13 protein-coding genes are annotated in these 15594 nt (G+C 40.3%); 9 read left to right on the top strand and 4 right to left on the bottom strand.

What is annotated here, in order from left to right; all coding sequences use genetic code 11:
* Window positions 1-53: 53 nt before the first annotated feature.
* Window positions 54-1712, top strand: coding sequence for a diacylglycerol kinase family protein (locus FH971_RS19560; RefSeq protein ID WP_140235385.1), 1659 nt, complete (start codon window positions 54-56; stop codon window positions 1710-1712).
* A gap of 30 nt (window positions 1713-1742) precedes the next feature.
* On the opposite strand, the gene FH971_RS19555 is transcribed toward FH971_RS19560, so the two are convergent.
* A complete protein-coding gene (locus FH971_RS19555; protein WP_140235384.1) occupies window positions 1743-3110 on the bottom strand; it encodes a sigma-54 interaction domain-containing protein in 1368 nt (455 codons plus the stop codon).
* A gap of 270 nt (window positions 3111-3380) precedes the next feature.
* On the opposite strand from FH971_RS19555, the gene FH971_RS19550 reads away from it, so the two are divergent.
* The 5 genes from FH971_RS19550 (at window position 3381) to FH971_RS19530 (ending at window position 6520) form a co-directional block, all read left to right on the top strand.
* Window positions 3381-3857 carry a glutamyl-tRNA reductase gene (locus FH971_RS19550; RefSeq protein ID WP_167496061.1) on the top strand — a complete coding sequence of 159 codons (477 nt, stop codon included), beginning with the start codon at window positions 3381-3383 and terminating at the stop codon, window positions 3855-3857.
* A 389-nt stretch (window positions 3858-4246) separates the two neighbouring features.
* Window positions 4247-4798 carry a BON domain-containing protein gene (locus tag FH971_RS19545; protein WP_140235382.1) on the top strand — a complete coding sequence of 184 codons (552 nt, stop codon included), beginning with the start codon at window positions 4247-4249 and terminating at the stop codon, window positions 4796-4798.
* Between the two features lie 72 nt (window positions 4799-4870).
* The gene (locus FH971_RS19540; protein WP_140235381.1) at window positions 4871-5125 is read left to right on the top strand and encodes a hypothetical protein; all 255 of its coding nucleotides are present in this window, start codon (window positions 4871-4873) and stop codon (window positions 5123-5125) included.
* A gap of 129 nt (window positions 5126-5254) precedes the next feature.
* Entirely contained in the window at window positions 5255-5839 is a 585-nt protein-coding gene (locus tag FH971_RS19535; RefSeq protein ID WP_167496060.1) for a TetR/AcrR family transcriptional regulator, read from the top strand.
* 150 nt (window positions 5840-5989) lie between these two features.
* A complete protein-coding gene (locus FH971_RS19530; RefSeq protein ID WP_140235654.1) occupies window positions 5990-6520 on the top strand; it encodes a C40 family peptidase in 531 nt (176 codons plus the stop codon).
* Window positions 6521-6741: 221 nt separating this feature from the next.
* On the opposite strand, the gene FH971_RS19525 is transcribed toward FH971_RS19530, so the two are convergent.
* Both FH971_RS19525 and FH971_RS19520 read right to left on the bottom strand, forming a co-directional pair.
* Window positions 6742-9903 carry an efflux RND transporter permease subunit gene (locus FH971_RS19525; protein ID WP_140235379.1) on the bottom strand — a complete coding sequence of 1054 codons (3162 nt, stop codon included), beginning with the start codon at window positions 9901-9903 and terminating at the stop codon, window positions 6742-6744.
* A gap of 12 nt (window positions 9904-9915) precedes the next feature.
* Window positions 9916-11151 (bottom strand): efflux RND transporter periplasmic adaptor subunit, encoded by a 1236-nt coding sequence (locus tag FH971_RS19520; protein WP_137224510.1) that lies wholly within the window; start codon window positions 11149-11151, stop codon window positions 9916-9918.
* Window positions 11152-11561: 410 nt separating this feature from the next.
* Between FH971_RS19520 and FH971_RS19515 the strand changes: the two genes are divergently transcribed.
* From FH971_RS19515 to birA, 3 genes are all read left to right on the top strand, one after another.
* On the top strand, window positions 11562-12182 hold the full coding sequence (locus FH971_RS19515) for a TetR/AcrR family transcriptional regulator (RefSeq protein ID WP_137224513.1): 621 nt from the start codon (window positions 11562-11564) through the stop codon (window positions 12180-12182).
* Between the two features lie 256 nt (window positions 12183-12438).
* Complete coding sequence (murB, locus tag FH971_RS19510) at window positions 12439-13455, top strand: UDP-N-acetylmuramate dehydrogenase (RefSeq protein WP_140235378.1); 1017 nt, start codon at window positions 12439-12441, stop codon at window positions 13453-13455.
* Window positions 13452-14414: a bifunctional biotin--[acetyl-CoA-carboxylase] ligase/biotin operon repressor BirA gene (gene birA, locus FH971_RS19505; protein WP_137224519.1), complete on the top strand. Its 963-nt coding sequence runs from the start codon at window positions 13452-13454 to the stop codon at window positions 14412-14414. The genes murB and birA overlap by 4 nt, the downstream gene beginning before the upstream one ends.
* A gap of 37 nt (window positions 14415-14451) precedes the next feature.
* Here the strand turns inward: birA and coaA are convergent, their stop codons facing one another.
* On the bottom strand, window positions 14452-15402 hold the full coding sequence (coaA, locus tag FH971_RS19500) for a type I pantothenate kinase (RefSeq protein WP_140235377.1): 951 nt from the start codon (window positions 15400-15402) through the stop codon (window positions 14452-14454).
* Window positions 15403-15594: the final 192 nt, after the last annotated feature.

Here is a 15594-nt window from a genome sequence, read left to right as displayed (position 1 = left end):
GTATTAACCTAAGCAGCACGCATGTGCTGCTTTTTTTCAACAGGAGGACCACCATGCTAACCCGTATTCATATTAAATATTACTATACTGTTGGCGCGTTATTGGCTTTGTGCTTTTTTGTGGCGCTTCCTTATATATTACTTAAGGTTATTTTTGCTTGGATTGCATTATCCTTGGGGCTGGTGAGTTCAGCTTATTGGTTTAATAGCGCAGGCATTTTCCGAAAAAGCCAAGATGGCAGTATTCCTTGGTATATCAGTTGGAGTTTTATTCCATTTTTAATGGGTTCCCAGCTGTATAACGCTTGGGCGAGAAAACACGACAAAGTACCCGCAATCCAAAAAATAGATAAGCAGTTGTATTTAGCATGCCGATTGTTTCCCAGCGATATTGATCAACTTAAGCATGAAAACATTGACGCAATTTTGGATGTTACTGCTGAATTTGATGCACTTGAGTGGACCTTGATGGATGAAAATATTGCCTATTTAAATATTCCTATTTTAGATCACAGCGTGCCGACCGTCGCGCAGTTAAATCAAGCCATTAATTGGTTACACAGCCAAGTCAGTAGCGGTAAAAATGTAGTGGTGCATTGTGCGTTAGGAAGAGGGCGTTCGGTGTTGGTGTTAGCGGCTTATTTAGTGTGTCGTGAGAAAAATCGGGATGTTAATGATGTGCTTAAATCCATCAATAGTATTCGCCAAACGGCACGATTAAATAAATGGCAATTGGCCGCTATAGAAAAAATGCATAGTCAGCAAAAAATTAATATTCACAAACGTGCTTGGTTAATTGTTAATCCAGTATCGGGTGGTGGTAAATGGCATGATGAAGCTGACCACATAATCCAAACGTTGTCGGACTACTTTCAGCTTGAAGTCTTGTATACCACTAAAGATAAGTCTGCGGTGCAATTAGCCGAACAAGCCAAGCAAAAAGGCGCAGATATTATAGTGGCCTGTGGCGGTGATGGTACGGTAAATGAAGTGGCATCAGTGATTGTCGATACTGATATTTACTTAGGTATTATTCCAATGGGAACCACCAATGCATTGAGTCATACCTTGTTTGGCATAACCAGTAAATTTGTACCTGTTGCACAAGCGCTCGATATTTTAATTCAAGGTCATCATCAACGTATTGATACGGCAACCTGCAATAATAACTTAATGTTATTGCTGGCGGGATTAGGTTTTGAGCAGAAGATGATTCAAAAAGCAGACCGTGAACAAAAAAATAATTTAGGACAATTAGCCTACCTTAATGGTTTGTGGGAGGCTATAGACGAAAATCAGCCATTATCGATGAGAGTACAGATCGATGGTGGTGATATTCAGGTGATTAACACTACAAGTCTGGTGATTGCTAATGCAGCACCTTTTACCAGTGTGTTAGCGCTAGGTAATGGTGAACCCAATATTAGCGATGGTTTGTTAGATATTACCTGGATTGAATCGAGCGAGACATCGCCACAACAGTTATTAAGTATGACCGAGTTATTATTTGCAGGATTAACTGGCGATCGTGAAGGTAAAGACAGTCAAGCGAGTCGAATTCATCATAAGCAAGCGAAAACAATCTATTTAAACACGGATTCGACATGCCAGTATGTGATTGATGGTGAGTTATTTGAGTCGGAAGATCTGTGTATTAAAGTCAAACCCACTTCATTAAATGTGCTTGTTCCAGAAGCGAACAAACACGTTTAATGAATGGGTATTTAATGGATAGGTATAGGGCTATGGCTCGTCTGAGTCAGTTTGGTCTTCGTATTTACTGAGTTTGTTATAAAGGGTTTTAACGCTAATGCCTAGCTGTTTGGCTGTATCATTTTTATTGCCCATTGAGTTATCTAGCGCTTGATAAATAGCTACTTTTTCAAGCTCATCTAAGCGCATTCCGGCTGGAATTTGCACATCGTCAGCTAAAGGTTCTGTTGATGGTTCTAAAGGTGTCACAGTGATATGGCTAGGTAGAATGATATCTTCTGCCAAAATATATGCACGTTCTATTGTGTGTTTTAATTCGCGGACATTTCCGGACCATTTCTGTTGTTGGATAAGTTTAAGAGCATCATCCGAAAAGGTTTTAGTGAGTTTTTCAGCGGTATTTCGATAAGCTAAAAAGTGTTGGGCTAAACCCGTTATGTCATCGTTACGATCGCGTAATGGTGGCACGCGGATAGGAAAATGCGCTAAACGAAAGTATAAATCTTCACGAAAACGGCCTGCATCAATAGCGTCAGCAGGATCGCGATTAGTCGCAGCAACAATGCGAACGTTGGCTTTTTTAAGGTGTTGTGAGCCAACAGAACGATATTCATTGTTTTCGAGTACACGTAGCAATTTGACTTGATGTTCTAACGGCATTTCGGTGACTTCATCAAGAAATAAAGTACCACCTTCAGCTTGCTCGAACACACCGCGGTGATCACGATGAGCACCGGTAAAAGCGCCTTTTACATGGCCAAATAGTTCGCTGTCGACCAATTCAGGGCTCAATGCACCACAGTTGATGGCGATAAACGGCTGATTGACTCGGTTACTAGCCAAATGAATCGTATTGGCTACAAGCTCTTTACCAACACCGCTTTCACCGACAATAAGTACGTTGCTTTCGGTGACGGCAACTTTACGAATAGTGCGATACAACTTGTGCATTGACCGCGATGAACCAACCAATAAGCCGTATTGGTCTAGTTCACTCGAAAGGGGCTGTTTTAACTTAGTCGATTGCGACTGCAAGTCTTGGGCAAAGTCTTCTAAGGTATCGTTGATTACATCGGCATCGTAAGGCTGGCGAAAATGGTAACCAGCACTTTTTGACATTAAATGATCTAAGTTAGGATTCGGTTTACCTTCGCTTAAGAAGATGAACTCAATATCCGACATTAACGCACTGTCAGTTAACTCTGCGTATTCTTGTTGGCTTAATTGTGATAATTCAATGATCGCAACATCTATCGAATTACTGTGTAGTTGGTCTAACCAAGGCTGGTCAACTGAACTAGCAATCTTATTAAAGTGCTGACAACTCGGCAAGGCAAGGAGTCGTGCTTCACCTTCTTGACGACGGTGTAAATGATAAAAAAGTGTTGGACGTGGCATACCGATTCACTCCCTGCGGTGTTAAGTCTAATGTTTACCAGTGATGCCATGTTGACAATCACAAGTGATCATTCCGTGTAATTAGGTAATTAAATCAGACCCGGACAAATTATAATAACTTTAACAATTAGAAGGTTAATTAATTTTTGCCCATGTACATGGGGTGTTCATGGTTTAGTTTTTGCTTAATAAGGTGTGCTGTACCCATATATGTTACACAATCCATCTAACAAAGTGCCAGTAAAATTATCAAATGCAGGAGGATTTACATTGAAATCATTTACTCGAGACGAACAGGCTGAGTCCGATGTATGGCTATTGCATGAGGCTATTGATTTATGCCAAGAAGGACAACAATTTTATGTCCAAGCCACATTAGGGGCCGACGATTACAACATCAAACGGATTTTTATCCACATGGCCGACATTCGAAAATGCATGCTGGATCGTTTAACACCATTGTTTAGTGTGGTGCGTTCAAGCCAAGCAAGGCCAATAGATAGCCAAACTTATCATCAACAATCCTCACGTCGCCACTATGCTAAGGCTGAACAAGTTATACAGCAGCAACCGTTACCACAAGTGATAGCGGTATTGGTTGAAACCGAACAACAAGTCTTGGTTTATTTAAAGCAAGCGGCTAAAAAAACTAAAAACCAGCGTGTTGCTAGCCAACTTGCCGAAGGTATTGCTTGGTTACAAATGAGCTGTGACACCATGAAGAACCTCTCCGTTGCTCATATCTAGCCATATGAACAATATAAAAAGCGCATGATAATCAATATTGTCATGCGCTTTTTTAGCGTTCGAGGTGCTGTTAATTTGTGGCTAGCGAGTGTTTTCCTGGCTGAAAATATAATGTTTTTTTGCCAATTGAATTAGCTATCGCGTCAATGGCTAGAGAGTTTATTGAATGTGAGGTCCAGTTGATTTTGCGAATATACATTGAGATCCATTAATATTCATTGTGACGATGAAAAATTTACCTAGTGTCGGTAAAAAAGTCCGATATTGTTGTCCATAAAGTCTATTAAAATAAATGAAAAATGCGTTATTATCATTTTTAACAGTAACTTATAAAAGCTGGCATGGTTCGCGCATTATAATCCTTGAGATTAACAATGGAGGATATCTTTATGAAAAAGACTACATTATCAGTATTAATGAGCGTTGTTCTTGGTTCAATGGCATTCAGTGCAAATGCAGCACAGGATTGGCAGGATGACGCAAAAGATGCATGGATTGATGGTAAAGCTGAAACCACGTTACTGTTAAACACTAACCTGAACTCATTTGATATTAATACCGACGTAACAGACGGTAATGTCACGCTAACTGGTAAGGTCGACAGCAGTGTCGATAAAGCGTTGGCTGCAGAGTTGGTTAAAAGCCTAGACGGCGTTAACGATGTGAATAATGAACTGACAGTGATGAAGCATGAAGGTGACCAGGACAGTGATGATTTAGCTGAATCGTTAACAGACTCTAAAGTCGCTACCGTAGTTAAAACCCGCTTACTCTTTTCGACAGATGTATCGGGTACCGATATTAATGTTGACGTAGAAAACGGTGTCGTGACCTTAGAAGGTACAGTGTCGAGCGATGCAGAGCGTGATTTGGCTGTGACCATTGCCAAAAACACCGACGACGTGAAAGATGTCGTGAGTGAGATCCGTGTAGCCGGGTAATTTATTCGGTTATACTACTAACCAGCCTTCGGGCTGGTTTTTTTATGTTCAAACCACGGGATAACGCTAACTATGCTGAACTTTCTATTACAAAAACGAGTGTGTTTGTCGATGGTGTTGGCTGCTATTTGTGGGCTTTTTTTCGGTGGTTGCAGTAGCATGTTATGCCAAGCCCAAACAGATAAAGCCACGGATCCGTTAATGAAATATGAGCAACAAAAGCAGTGTGAAGAGTTAGTTGATCAGCATATTGATAATGAAATAATCAAGAAACGCGCTGAAAATCAGCAATTGCTCGATGAGTCAATTAAGCAAAATACTCATTAACTTTCCAACCAGTAATCGTCATTTAATGTTGTTTTATCATTAAAATCAGCCGTTGCAGGCGTAATCGACTAGAAATATATAGGCGACTGGTCTAATTTTGTTTATGGTAGCGCCAAAATGGGAGAACCTATGAACAAAAATACTACTAGTAAGCAGTCGATTTGTGCTGTCGGTGAAAAGCTATTTGCTCTGCATGGTTACAGCGCAGTTGGGATTAAACTGATTTTGGATGAAGTGGGTATTCCAAAAGGATCGTTCTATCATTATTTTGCCAGTAAAGAAGCCTTTGCTGCAGAAGTGGCGGAATATTATTTTCAGCAACGTATTGCGCCGATTTCAATGGATCCGAATGCCAATTTTAAAGCTAATGTCACCTCGATGTTAGCTGGGTATCATCAACTGATCGACTTTTTGTTTAGCGATGATAAGCCGCGGGGCTGCTTAATGGGTAACCTAATGGTTGAAGTCAGTCCGCAAACGAGTTTGTTACATCAAACACTTAACGGACTTTATGAGCAATGGTTGGGCTTGTTTTGTGGATTAATCGAGCAAGGTCAGCAACAAGGTTTTATTCGTAAGGACTTAACCTCATCGGTATTATCGAACATTTTTTGGTCAAATTGGCAGGGCACTATGCTACGCTGTCAAATTAAAGCTGACAAAATGGCTGCAAAACGATCAATCGTACAGTGCATGCAGCTTATTACGCGTTAATTCTTTAGGTATTAATAAATTTACAATAAATTACAGCATATTTTAATAGCGTATTGCGATAGTTAGCTTGTATAAACGTATTTATATTTTTGTGATGTATCGGATCTGGAGTGGGTCGAATTGGTTAAAGGATTATTATTTGCTTGTTTAATGGTGCTGTTGTCTGCGTGCGCGTCTAATCCGCCAGTCGTTGTCGCCCATAAGCCCGTGGTGGTTCCTCCCATGCTTAAGTCTGCGTCACCCACATGGAGTGAGTCAAACTTATTAAGTTTTCACGATCAATGGAAAGGAACTCCGTATCGTTTGGGCGGTTTAAGTCGAAAAGGCATTGATTGTTCTGGTTTTGTGTATTTAGCTTATCTCGATATTGTCGGTGGAAAATTACCTCGTACTGTAAATGCACAGCGCGTTTTGGGTAAAGAAGTTCCCCGTAATCAGCTTATCATCGGTGATTTGGTATTTTTCAAAACAGGCCGAACCACACGTCATGTAGGCATTTACATGGGCAGTGATCGTTTTTTACATGCCTCGACTAAAAAAGGGGTCAAAATTTCAAGTTTGAATAATATCTATTGGAAGCCACGTTTTTGGTTTGCCAAACGCTTAAATCATTCTTCATCACAACAAAATATGTCAATAACAAGCGTAGTTGACTACGTTCAACAACAAGATAATTTATAATTGTTTCAGCCTAATCCGTGACCAACTTTATAGGCTGGTGCCGTTTACTTTTAAATACTAACTATGTGATATCAAATACCTAGAACATACTGTAGCTCTAGAGCCTCATCAATACATTTTCTGCATTACCTAGTAAAGTAAAACAAAACCACGTTTAGGCATAAAAAAAAGGTCACCCTAGGGGTGACCTCTTTTTTGTTGTCATTGAATCAATAACGTAGTTAATCGTGTGCTATGGCCGGTTCGGCTAACTCGACTTTATGGTTACCGCGCTTAGCAAGGGCATAGTAAAACAGTGGTGTGAGTAACAAACCAAATATCGTTACCCCAATCATACCAGCAAATACCGCCACACCAATCGCTTGGCGCATTTCTGCCCCTGGCCCGCTGGAGAACACCATAGGTACAACACCCATAATAAACGCGATAGAGGTCATTAGAATGGGGCGTAGACGTAAACGACCCGCTTCAAGAATTGCCTCTAATGGTGTTAGCCCAGAGTCTTGTAAATCTTTAGCAAATTCAACAATCAAGATGGCGTTTTTGGTCGCCAGCCCCACCAGAACAATCAGTCCTATTTGGGTAAAGATGTTGTTGTCGCCACCGAAAAGTAATACCCCGCTTAATGCCGACAATAAGGTCATCGGAATAATTAAGATAATCGCCAATGGTAAACTTAAGCTTTCATACTGAGCCGCCAACACCATAAAGACTAATAGGATGATCAGTGGGAAAATATATGCACCTGCATTACCTGCCAAAATCTGTTGATAAGTAATATCAGTCCACTCGTAACTCATGCCATTAGGCAAGGTTTCAGACAAAATCTTCTCAATTGCAGCTTGCGCTTCACCACTGCTAAAGCCTGGGGCTGCACCGCCATTTATCTCTGCTGTTGTGAAACCGTTATAGTGCATAACGCGATCTGGACCTGCAACATTGGCAACGTTAATAAATGAACCAATAGGTACCATTTCACCATTATTGTTACGTACTTTTAATTGAGATATTTGTTCAGGTGTTTGTCTAAACTGCTCATCTGCTTGCACTTTTACTTGATAAGTACGACCAAATTGATTGAAGTCGTTAGCGTACACAGAACCTAAATAGCCCTCTAATGTTGAAAATAGTTCGTCCAATGACACCGATTGCTGTTTAGCTTTAGTACGGTCTATGTCAACTTCAAGTTGCGGTACATTGACTTGATATCCAGAGAAAATCCCCGCAAGCTCAGGTGTTGCTCTGGCTTTTTGTACCACTTGCATGGTGACTTTATACAATTCTTCATAGCCATAGTTTGCTCTATCTTGAATTTGTAATTTAAAGCCGCCAATAGTACCTAAACCGCGTACAGGTGGTGGTGGGAAAATGGCAATAAATGCGCCATCAATAGCGGCAAACTTTTGGTTTAATGCCGCTGCAATGGCTCCTGCTGATAACGATGGATCTTTACGGTCAGCAAAGCTTTCTAATGGAGTAAACAAAATCGCACTGTTGGTGCTGTTGGTTAACCCATTAATGCTGAGGCCTGGGAAGGCAACTGCATGAGCCACACCGGGTTGATCTAAAGCGATACGTGACATTTCCTTCACGATAGCGTCAGTACGATCCAACGATGCTGCGTCTGGCAGTTGGGCAAAAGCGATTAAGTATTGTTTGTCTTGCCCTGGTACGTAACCAGTTGGGGTATTGGCAAATTGTAAGCCCGTTAAGCCAACTAAGCCGATATACAACACGCCGGCAACCACACCAAAACGAATGACTTTTTTTACTACCCAACCATAACCGTCTGATAAGCGCGCAAAGAAACGGTTAAAAGGAGTAAATAACCAACCGCCAAGCATTTTATCCATGCCGCGGGTAAGGAAGTCTTGTTTATCGTCATGGCTTTTAAGCAATAATGCCGATAATGCAGGGCTTAAGGTTAGTGAGTTTATTGCTGAAATAAAGGTAGATATGGTAATGGTTAAGGCAAACTGTTTATAGAATTGACCTGTTAAGCCTGACATAAATGCCGTAGGAATAAATACTGCTGCTAGCACTAATGTTGTGGCGATAATCGGACCGGTGACCTCTTTCATTGCCTTTTGGGTCGCAGCAACAGGAGATAAACCGTCAGAAATATTTCGCTCAACGTTTTCGACTACAACAATGGCATCATCGACCACAATACCGATGGCAAGCACTAAACCAAACAGCGATAAAGCATTAAGTGAAAAGCCCATTAAGTGCATAAAGGCAAAAGTACCCACAAGTGATACTGGTACTGCAACTAAAGGAATGATGGATGCGCGCCATGTTTGTAAAAACAGCACTACAACTAATACCACCAATAAAATAGCTTCAATTAAGGTTTTAACTACAGCTTCAATTGAGCCTCGTACGAACACGGTAGGGTCGTATACGATGTCATAAGTTAGGCCTTCAGGAAAAGCAGCTGATAGCTCTTTCATTTTGGCGCGTACATCATCAGAAATTTGAATCGCATTCGAACCAGATGCTTGGAACACTGGTAGTGCTGCTGCATCTTTATTGTCCAGCATGGAACGTAATGCATAACTTGATGCGCCTAATTCAACACGGGCGACATCTTTTAAACGGGTAATTTGTCCCTGTTCACCCACGTTAATGATTATTTGTTCAAATTCTTCAACTTCAGTTAAACGACCTTTAATATTGATAAGTAATTGAAAGTCACTAGTGCCACTCGGTTGGGCACCTAAACTGCCAGCTGCCGCTTGTTGGTTTTGTTCGCGAATAGCTGCCACAACATTATTAGGAGACATTCCAAGTGTTGCCAATTTATTTGGGTCTAACCACACTCGCATGCTGTAGTCACCAGCGCCAAATACGCGCACAGCACCAACACCATTAATTCGCGCAAGTTCATCTTTGACTTTTAACACCGCATAGTTGGACAAATACAACATGTCATAACGGTTATCTGGTGAGGTTAAATGCACTACCATCGTTAAGTCTGGAGACGATTTCTCGGTGACAATCCCCAAGCGCTGTACTTCTTCAGGTAAGCGGGGTTTTGCTCGTTCAACACGGCTTTGTACTTGGGTTTGTGCTAAATCAACATTTGAGCCAATAGCGAAAGTGATGGTTAATGTCATGCGGCCATCTGAAGTGGCTTGAGATGACATGTAAAGCATGTTTTCAACGCCGTTAATTTCTTGTTCCAGCGGTGATGCAACCGTTTCGGCAATGACTTTCGGATTTGCGCCAGGGTAGTTAGCGGTAACAACAATCGTTGGCGGCACAACTTCAGGGTATTCGGTGATCGGTAATTGCCAAACTGCTATAGCGCCACATATAAAAAATAATAACGACAAAACCGCAGCAAAAATCGGTCTTTTAATAAAAAATTGAGACAACATTGTGTGTATTCCTTAGCCTTGACTAGCGTCATCAGTAACTTGTGCTGTAAGTGGCTGGTTTTCGAATAGAAGTTGCGCTTGTTGTATCGCTTCTATTTGACTGCGTTCAGCCATTTCGATCAATTTAGGGGAGATAGTTACGCTAGGGCGTACTTTTTGTAAGCTGTTAACCACAATGGTTTCGTTTGGTTGTAAACCCGCAGTAATAATACGCAAACCTTGAATTTTCTCGCCTAAGGTTACGCCGCGATATTCAAGGGTGTTTTGAGCGTTGACTATTAATACATACTTGTTGTTTAGGTCAGTAAAAATGGCTTTGTCATCAATTAAAATGCCTTGATATGAGGCACTACCGGCAATGCTGACACGGGCAAATAGACCAGGTATTAATAGATTGTCAGGGTTAGAAAATGTGGCGCGTACCCGGATAGTACCTGTTTGCTGATTGACTGTATTATCAACAAAATCGATCACACCTTGATGAGTAAATTCCGTTTCATTTGCTAAGGCCATCAATACGGTGTTGTTACCTGAACGTGGGTCTTGGCGTTTTGTTTCACCTGATAGCGTTGCATATTTAAGGTAAGTTTGTTCATCAATATCAAAATACGCATGCATATTTTCTGTCGATACTAATTTCGTTAATTGAGTTTGACCTGCTGTAACATAATTGCCCGCAGTTTCATTAGCAAAAGATACCCGTCCAGTAATCGGCGCGGTAACTTGGGTGTATTCGAGATTAAGTTTAGCGCTGGTTAACGCCGCTTTTACTGAGGCCACTGCCGCTGCGGTTTGATGCATGTTGCTTCGACGAGTATCAATTAACTCTTCTGATACTGCTTGTTGATTAAACAACTTGTTAGCACGCTCAAAGTCATTTCTCGCTAATTGATTAGCCGACATCGCACTGGTTAATTCTGCTTCAAGACGTTCCGCTTCAGCTGCAAATACCTTTGAGTCAATAGTGAATAACACATCTCCTTTATTCACTAAAGCACCTTCTTTAAAGTTAACAGACTCAATATATCCAGATACGCGCGGAACTAAGGTCACTTTTTCAGGTGCTTGTAGGCGTCCAGTAAATTGATCCCATTCGGTAATGCGTTCATTGATTACGGTAGCAACACTCACTTCAGGGGCAGCAGGCGCACTTGCTTGTTGCTGTGGGGATTGTTGCCCACAAGCGACGAGTAGTAATGCCGTTAGGCTTACTAACAAAGTGGATTGAATTGATTTATACGTATTCATGTTGCTGTCCTCTAATCAATAGCTTTTATATTATTTAACCGGCTATTGGGTGCGTTATTCTTGTCTTTGGCTACATTTCTATACCGATTGGTATAAATTGTTCTGTACCAAACGGTAATATATAGATTAAAATAACCCTGTCAATGGATATTGTACCGTTAGGTATGAAATTATTTTGACCAGACGTTCAATTAGCGGGTTGATAAATTAATATCACAGTGAAATAGGGTGATTAATTACAATTAAATAGCGTTAATTAATGCTTGAACATTAGTCTAAGTTACGACTAATCTGCATGTTCTTAACCCTATATGGCTTAATAATATGCTAAAATATGCGGATTATTCATCATGAAACTTATATTTAAGATTATGATAAATAAAGGTTCGTTAATATAAGAGGTACTATTTATGACAATAACAAAAGCAGCTTGTGTTGGTCGCCCTCGAGGGTTCGATATCGACTTAGCATTAGAGCAAGCGCTTAATGTATTTTGGCGTAATGGATATGAAGGTACTTCGATAAACGAATTAACTGAGGTCATGGGAATTAAAAAACCCAGCTTATACGCCGCATTTGGTAATAAAGAGCAACTATTTTTAAAAGCCATTGAGCTTTATGAAAACCGCCCAGATTCTTTATTTAATACTGCTTTTAAACATGAACATATCGCTGATGTTTTCCGCGGCTTATTATTCGGTGCGGCAGCCAAGTTTACTGATTGTAGCCACCCGCAAGGTTGTGCATTAATCAACAGTACCCTTTCTTGCACTGAAGCAAGTGAGTCTATTAAACAAGCTGTTATGGTGCGAAAAGGGTTGCACAGACAACAATTGATTGCTCGATTTGAACAAGCCAAAGATCAAGATGAGCTAAATACAAATTGTCAGCCTGAAGTCTTAGCCCGATTCATTAGTATTTTACTTCAGGGCATGTCGATACAAGCATCGGAAGGGGCAAGCATTGAAGAGTTGCAACAAGTTGCCAGTATGGCGGTTGACGGTATGTTAGCTTTATACGTTAATCACTAAGTCGCCCGTTAAGCCGATCACTATGTAAATTAATTGATATGGTATTTTACAGTATCAATTTTGTTTGAATTGCTACTATTTCTTGGTCATGCGCTTCTACCTGCTCTAATAACGGTGTCTAGTGATACCGTAATAAACATCCACAGTATCGGAATTGAATGCTTGTACTTTGTTTAAGGATTTAAACCGATACGATCTAATTTAATGCTATTTTCCCTGTTACAATAGCGTCATTATTTTCAAATGTAACCTTCTTATGTCTATCTCTCTGGCTGTATTTAATACCCTTGGTCTTCAGCAGTCTTGTAGCTCGTTTGTTGAAGTCACTCATAAAGCAGAATTAGTAGAAACTTGTAAGGATCTATATAAGCAACAGTTACCCATGTTAATTTTGGGCGGTGGAAGTAACGTCGTATTTACTGATGACTTCGATGGCACTGTGGTAAAAGTTGCAACAAAAGGCATACAGGTTACTGAAGACACAGATTATTATTATCTCAGTGTTCAAGCGGGTGAAAATTGGCATAACCTTGTCGAATTCTGTTTGAATAAGCAGATTTATGGTCTAGAGAATCTTGCGCTTATACCGGGTACGGTAGGCGCAGCTCCGATACAGAATATTGGTGCATATGGCGTTGAGTTTAATCGCTTTTGTTATCAAGTTGAATTTTTGCAGCTCGACACTGGAACATTGAATCATTTTGATAAAGATCAGTGTCATTTTGGTTATCGAGATTCTATATTTAAACAACAGCTTAAAAATTTAGTGGTCATTACTGAAGTGACTCTACGACTAAATAAACAGTGGCAACCAATAATTAATTATGGGCCATTACAGCATTTTGATCCGGCACAGGTCACCGCAAAACAGATATTTGATAGTGTGTGTAAAGTTCGCCAAGCAAAATTACCCGATCCAAAAGTATTAGGTAATGTGGGCAGTTTTTTTAAGAACCCTATCGTGAGTTCAACTTGTTATGAGTTACTGAAGAGTCGTTATGCGGAATTGGTCGGCTATCAACAAATTGATGGACGTTTTAAAATTGCTGCAGGTTGGTTGATAGATACAGCGGGTTTAAAAGGTTTTAATATTGGCAATGCTGGCGTGCATAAGGATCAAGCATTGGTATTAGTCAATCTAGGGAATGCGACTGGTGCAGAAATATGTCAATTAGCGCGACATATTATCCAAGAGGTCTATGACACATTTGCTGTCATATTAGAACCCGAGCCTAGGATTATGGGCTCAGTTGAGGAGATAGAAATACAATGAATGGACATTGGCTACGCAAGCGACAAATTTTAGCGTGTTTAAGTCATCAACACTTTGTTTCTGGCGAAGTTATAGCTCAACAGTTATCTCTTACTCGTGCAGCAATTAATCAGCATATTGATGCGTTGAAAGACTATGGTATTGAAATATACAGTGTAAAAGGCAGAGGTTATAAGTTAGCAAATCCCATTTCCTTAGTTAATGAATCTGACCTTCTTAACGGTATTGATGGACGCTGCTTTTATTTTGATGAAACGGCCAGCACTAATGCATTTATGCTGGGTCATGCCACGGAACTGAAGTCGGGTGATATTTGTATTGCCGAATATCAATCTGCGGGTCGGGGGAGAAGAGGAAGGCAGTGGCTCTCACCATATGGACATCATATTTATGCCTCAATGTTTTGGCGCTTAAATAACGATATTAGCCATGCAAGTGGATTAAGTTTAGTTATTGGCTGCTCTATTGTTAAAACATTAGCAGATTTTGGTGTCGAGGGATTGGGACTAAAATGGCCAAATGACATTTACCTCGACCATAGTAAATTAGCTGGAATTTTAGTTGAAATATCGCAGTCCTCTGCGAACCAAACTGAGCTGGTTATTGGTTTTGGTATTAATATGAGTATGTCTGTGGAACAAGGTGAGTTAATCGATCAACCTTGGAGTGATCTCTCTAGCTTAAAAGAAATACCCGATAAAACGGAACTATTGATTAAACTGCATAAAACGCTTAAGGCTGATTTACAACTATTCGAACTGAAAGGTTTGGGGGCTTTTTTAGAACGCTGGAATGAGTATGATTTATTTGTAAATCGTGAAGTTTCACTCCTAATGGCACCGAATTCTGTTAGTGGCATTTGTCGTGGAATTGATCAGCAAGGGGCTTTACTGCTTGAAACTGAGCAAGGTATTAAGCCCTATATCGGTGGTGAGATTAGTCTTAGAGCGGCAATCTAGGAAGTAACAATGAGCCTAGCAATAGGCTCATATAATGTTATTTTCTAAGTAAAACTCGGTCCATTAAGTGGTTTGGACCCTTTTGTAAAATGAGGTTTGCCCGCTCACGAGTGGGTTGAATATTAAGTGATAAATTGGGGCCATTAATCGTATCCCAAATATTTGCTGCAATAGTATTAGCCTCATCATCAGTTAGACATGAATAATGATGAAAGAATGATTTCGGGTCACTAAATGCACCTTTCCTAAATTGTAAAAACCGCTTTTTATACCAATCTTTTAATAATGACTCATCAGCATCAACATAAATCGAGAAATCAACGAAATCGGATACAAACGGTCTTCTAGTATCGATAGGTGAATCTAAACCTGTTTGAAGTACATTTAAGCCTTCTAAAATTAAAATATCGGGTTGATGTATGACTTGATGTTCATCGTGACATCTATCATAGGTAACATGGGAATAAATTGGTGCAAGAATTTCTTTATTACCTGCTTTAACAGCTGAGATAAATTCGACCAACATTTTCATATCATAACTTTCAGGAAAACCTTTACGTTGCAGTAACCCTTTGCGCTTAAGGTCAGCTAGTGGAAATAAAAAACCATCAGTGGTGACCAAATCTACTTTAGGGTGCTCAGGCCAGCGCTGTAGTAATGTTTGCAATATACGTGCAGTGGTGCTTTTACCCACGGCGACGCTTCCTGCTATACTAATAATGTAGGGACTAGGGGAAGGTTTTTGTTCGAGAAAATTGTCTAGAACGAGCCCACGTTGTTGTTTTGAGCCGACAAATAAATTCAGTAAACGACTGAGAGGAAGGTAAATGTCGGTGACTTCGTCTAAAGACAGCTTCTCATTCATACCACGCAGGTTTTCTAATTCTGCCTGACTCAATGTAAGTGGCACTGATTTTCGTAATTCAGCCCAATGCTCGCGCTGAAAAGCAAAGTAGAGTGCATCTTGTATTGAGTTAATTGGATTCATAACCATTCCTCTAAGTTGGTCAGGCACATTACACTATCGAATAAATGGCGACAATAGTTTGGTCTTCATTTGTCTGCATCGCAATTACATTCGTCTAGAAATCACACTTTCCGGCTAAAATGAGTGCAAAAAAGCGTCATTTGAGACTTTTTTTAGGTTTTTTATCATTTGCCTATTGCACTCGGCTCCACA

The organism is Shewanella polaris (genome assembly GCF_006385555.1).
In the GTDB taxonomy this organism is placed as follows: Bacteria; Pseudomonadota; Gammaproteobacteria; order Enterobacterales; family Shewanellaceae; genus Shewanella; species Shewanella polaris.
This window is presented reverse-complemented; position numbering and strand designations above follow the sequence as displayed.

Coding starts and splice junctions, on each gene's coding strand:
- birA (WP_137224519.1), top strand. CDS start 13,452: ATGAATGGACATTGGCTACGCAAGCGACAAATTTTAGCGTGTTTAAGT.
- FH971_RS19545 (WP_140235382.1), top strand. CDS start 4,247: ATGAAAAAGACTACATTATCAGTATTAATGAGCGTTGTTCTTGGTTCA.
- FH971_RS19555 (WP_140235384.1), bottom strand. CDS start 3,110: ATGCCACGTCCAACACTTTTTTATCATTTACACCGTCGTCAAGAAGGT.
- coaA (WP_140235377.1), bottom strand. CDS start 15,402: ATGAATCCAATTAACTCAATACAAGATGCACTCTACTTTGCTTTTCAG.
- FH971_RS19515 (WP_137224513.1), top strand. CDS start 11,562: ATGACAATAACAAAAGCAGCTTGTGTTGGTCGCCCTCGAGGGTTCGAT.
- FH971_RS19560 (WP_140235385.1), top strand. CDS start 54: ATGCTAACCCGTATTCATATTAAATATTACTATACTGTTGGCGCGTTA.
- FH971_RS19535 (WP_167496060.1), top strand. CDS start 5,255: ATGAACAAAAATACTACTAGTAAGCAGTCGATTTGTGCTGTCGGTGAA.
- FH971_RS19525 (WP_140235379.1), bottom strand. CDS start 9,903: ATGTTGTCTCAATTTTTTATTAAAAGACCGATTTTTGCTGCGGTTTTG.
- FH971_RS19530 (WP_140235654.1), top strand. CDS start 5,990: ATGGTGCTGTTGTCTGCGTGCGCGTCTAATCCGCCAGTCGTTGTCGCC.
- murB (WP_140235378.1), top strand. CDS start 12,439: ATGTCTATCTCTCTGGCTGTATTTAATACCCTTGGTCTTCAGCAGTCT.
- FH971_RS19520 (WP_137224510.1), bottom strand. CDS start 11,151: ATGAATACGTATAAATCAATTCAATCCACTTTGTTAGTAAGCCTAACG.
- FH971_RS19540 (WP_140235381.1), top strand. CDS start 4,871: ATGCTGAACTTTCTATTACAAAAACGAGTGTGTTTGTCGATGGTGTTG.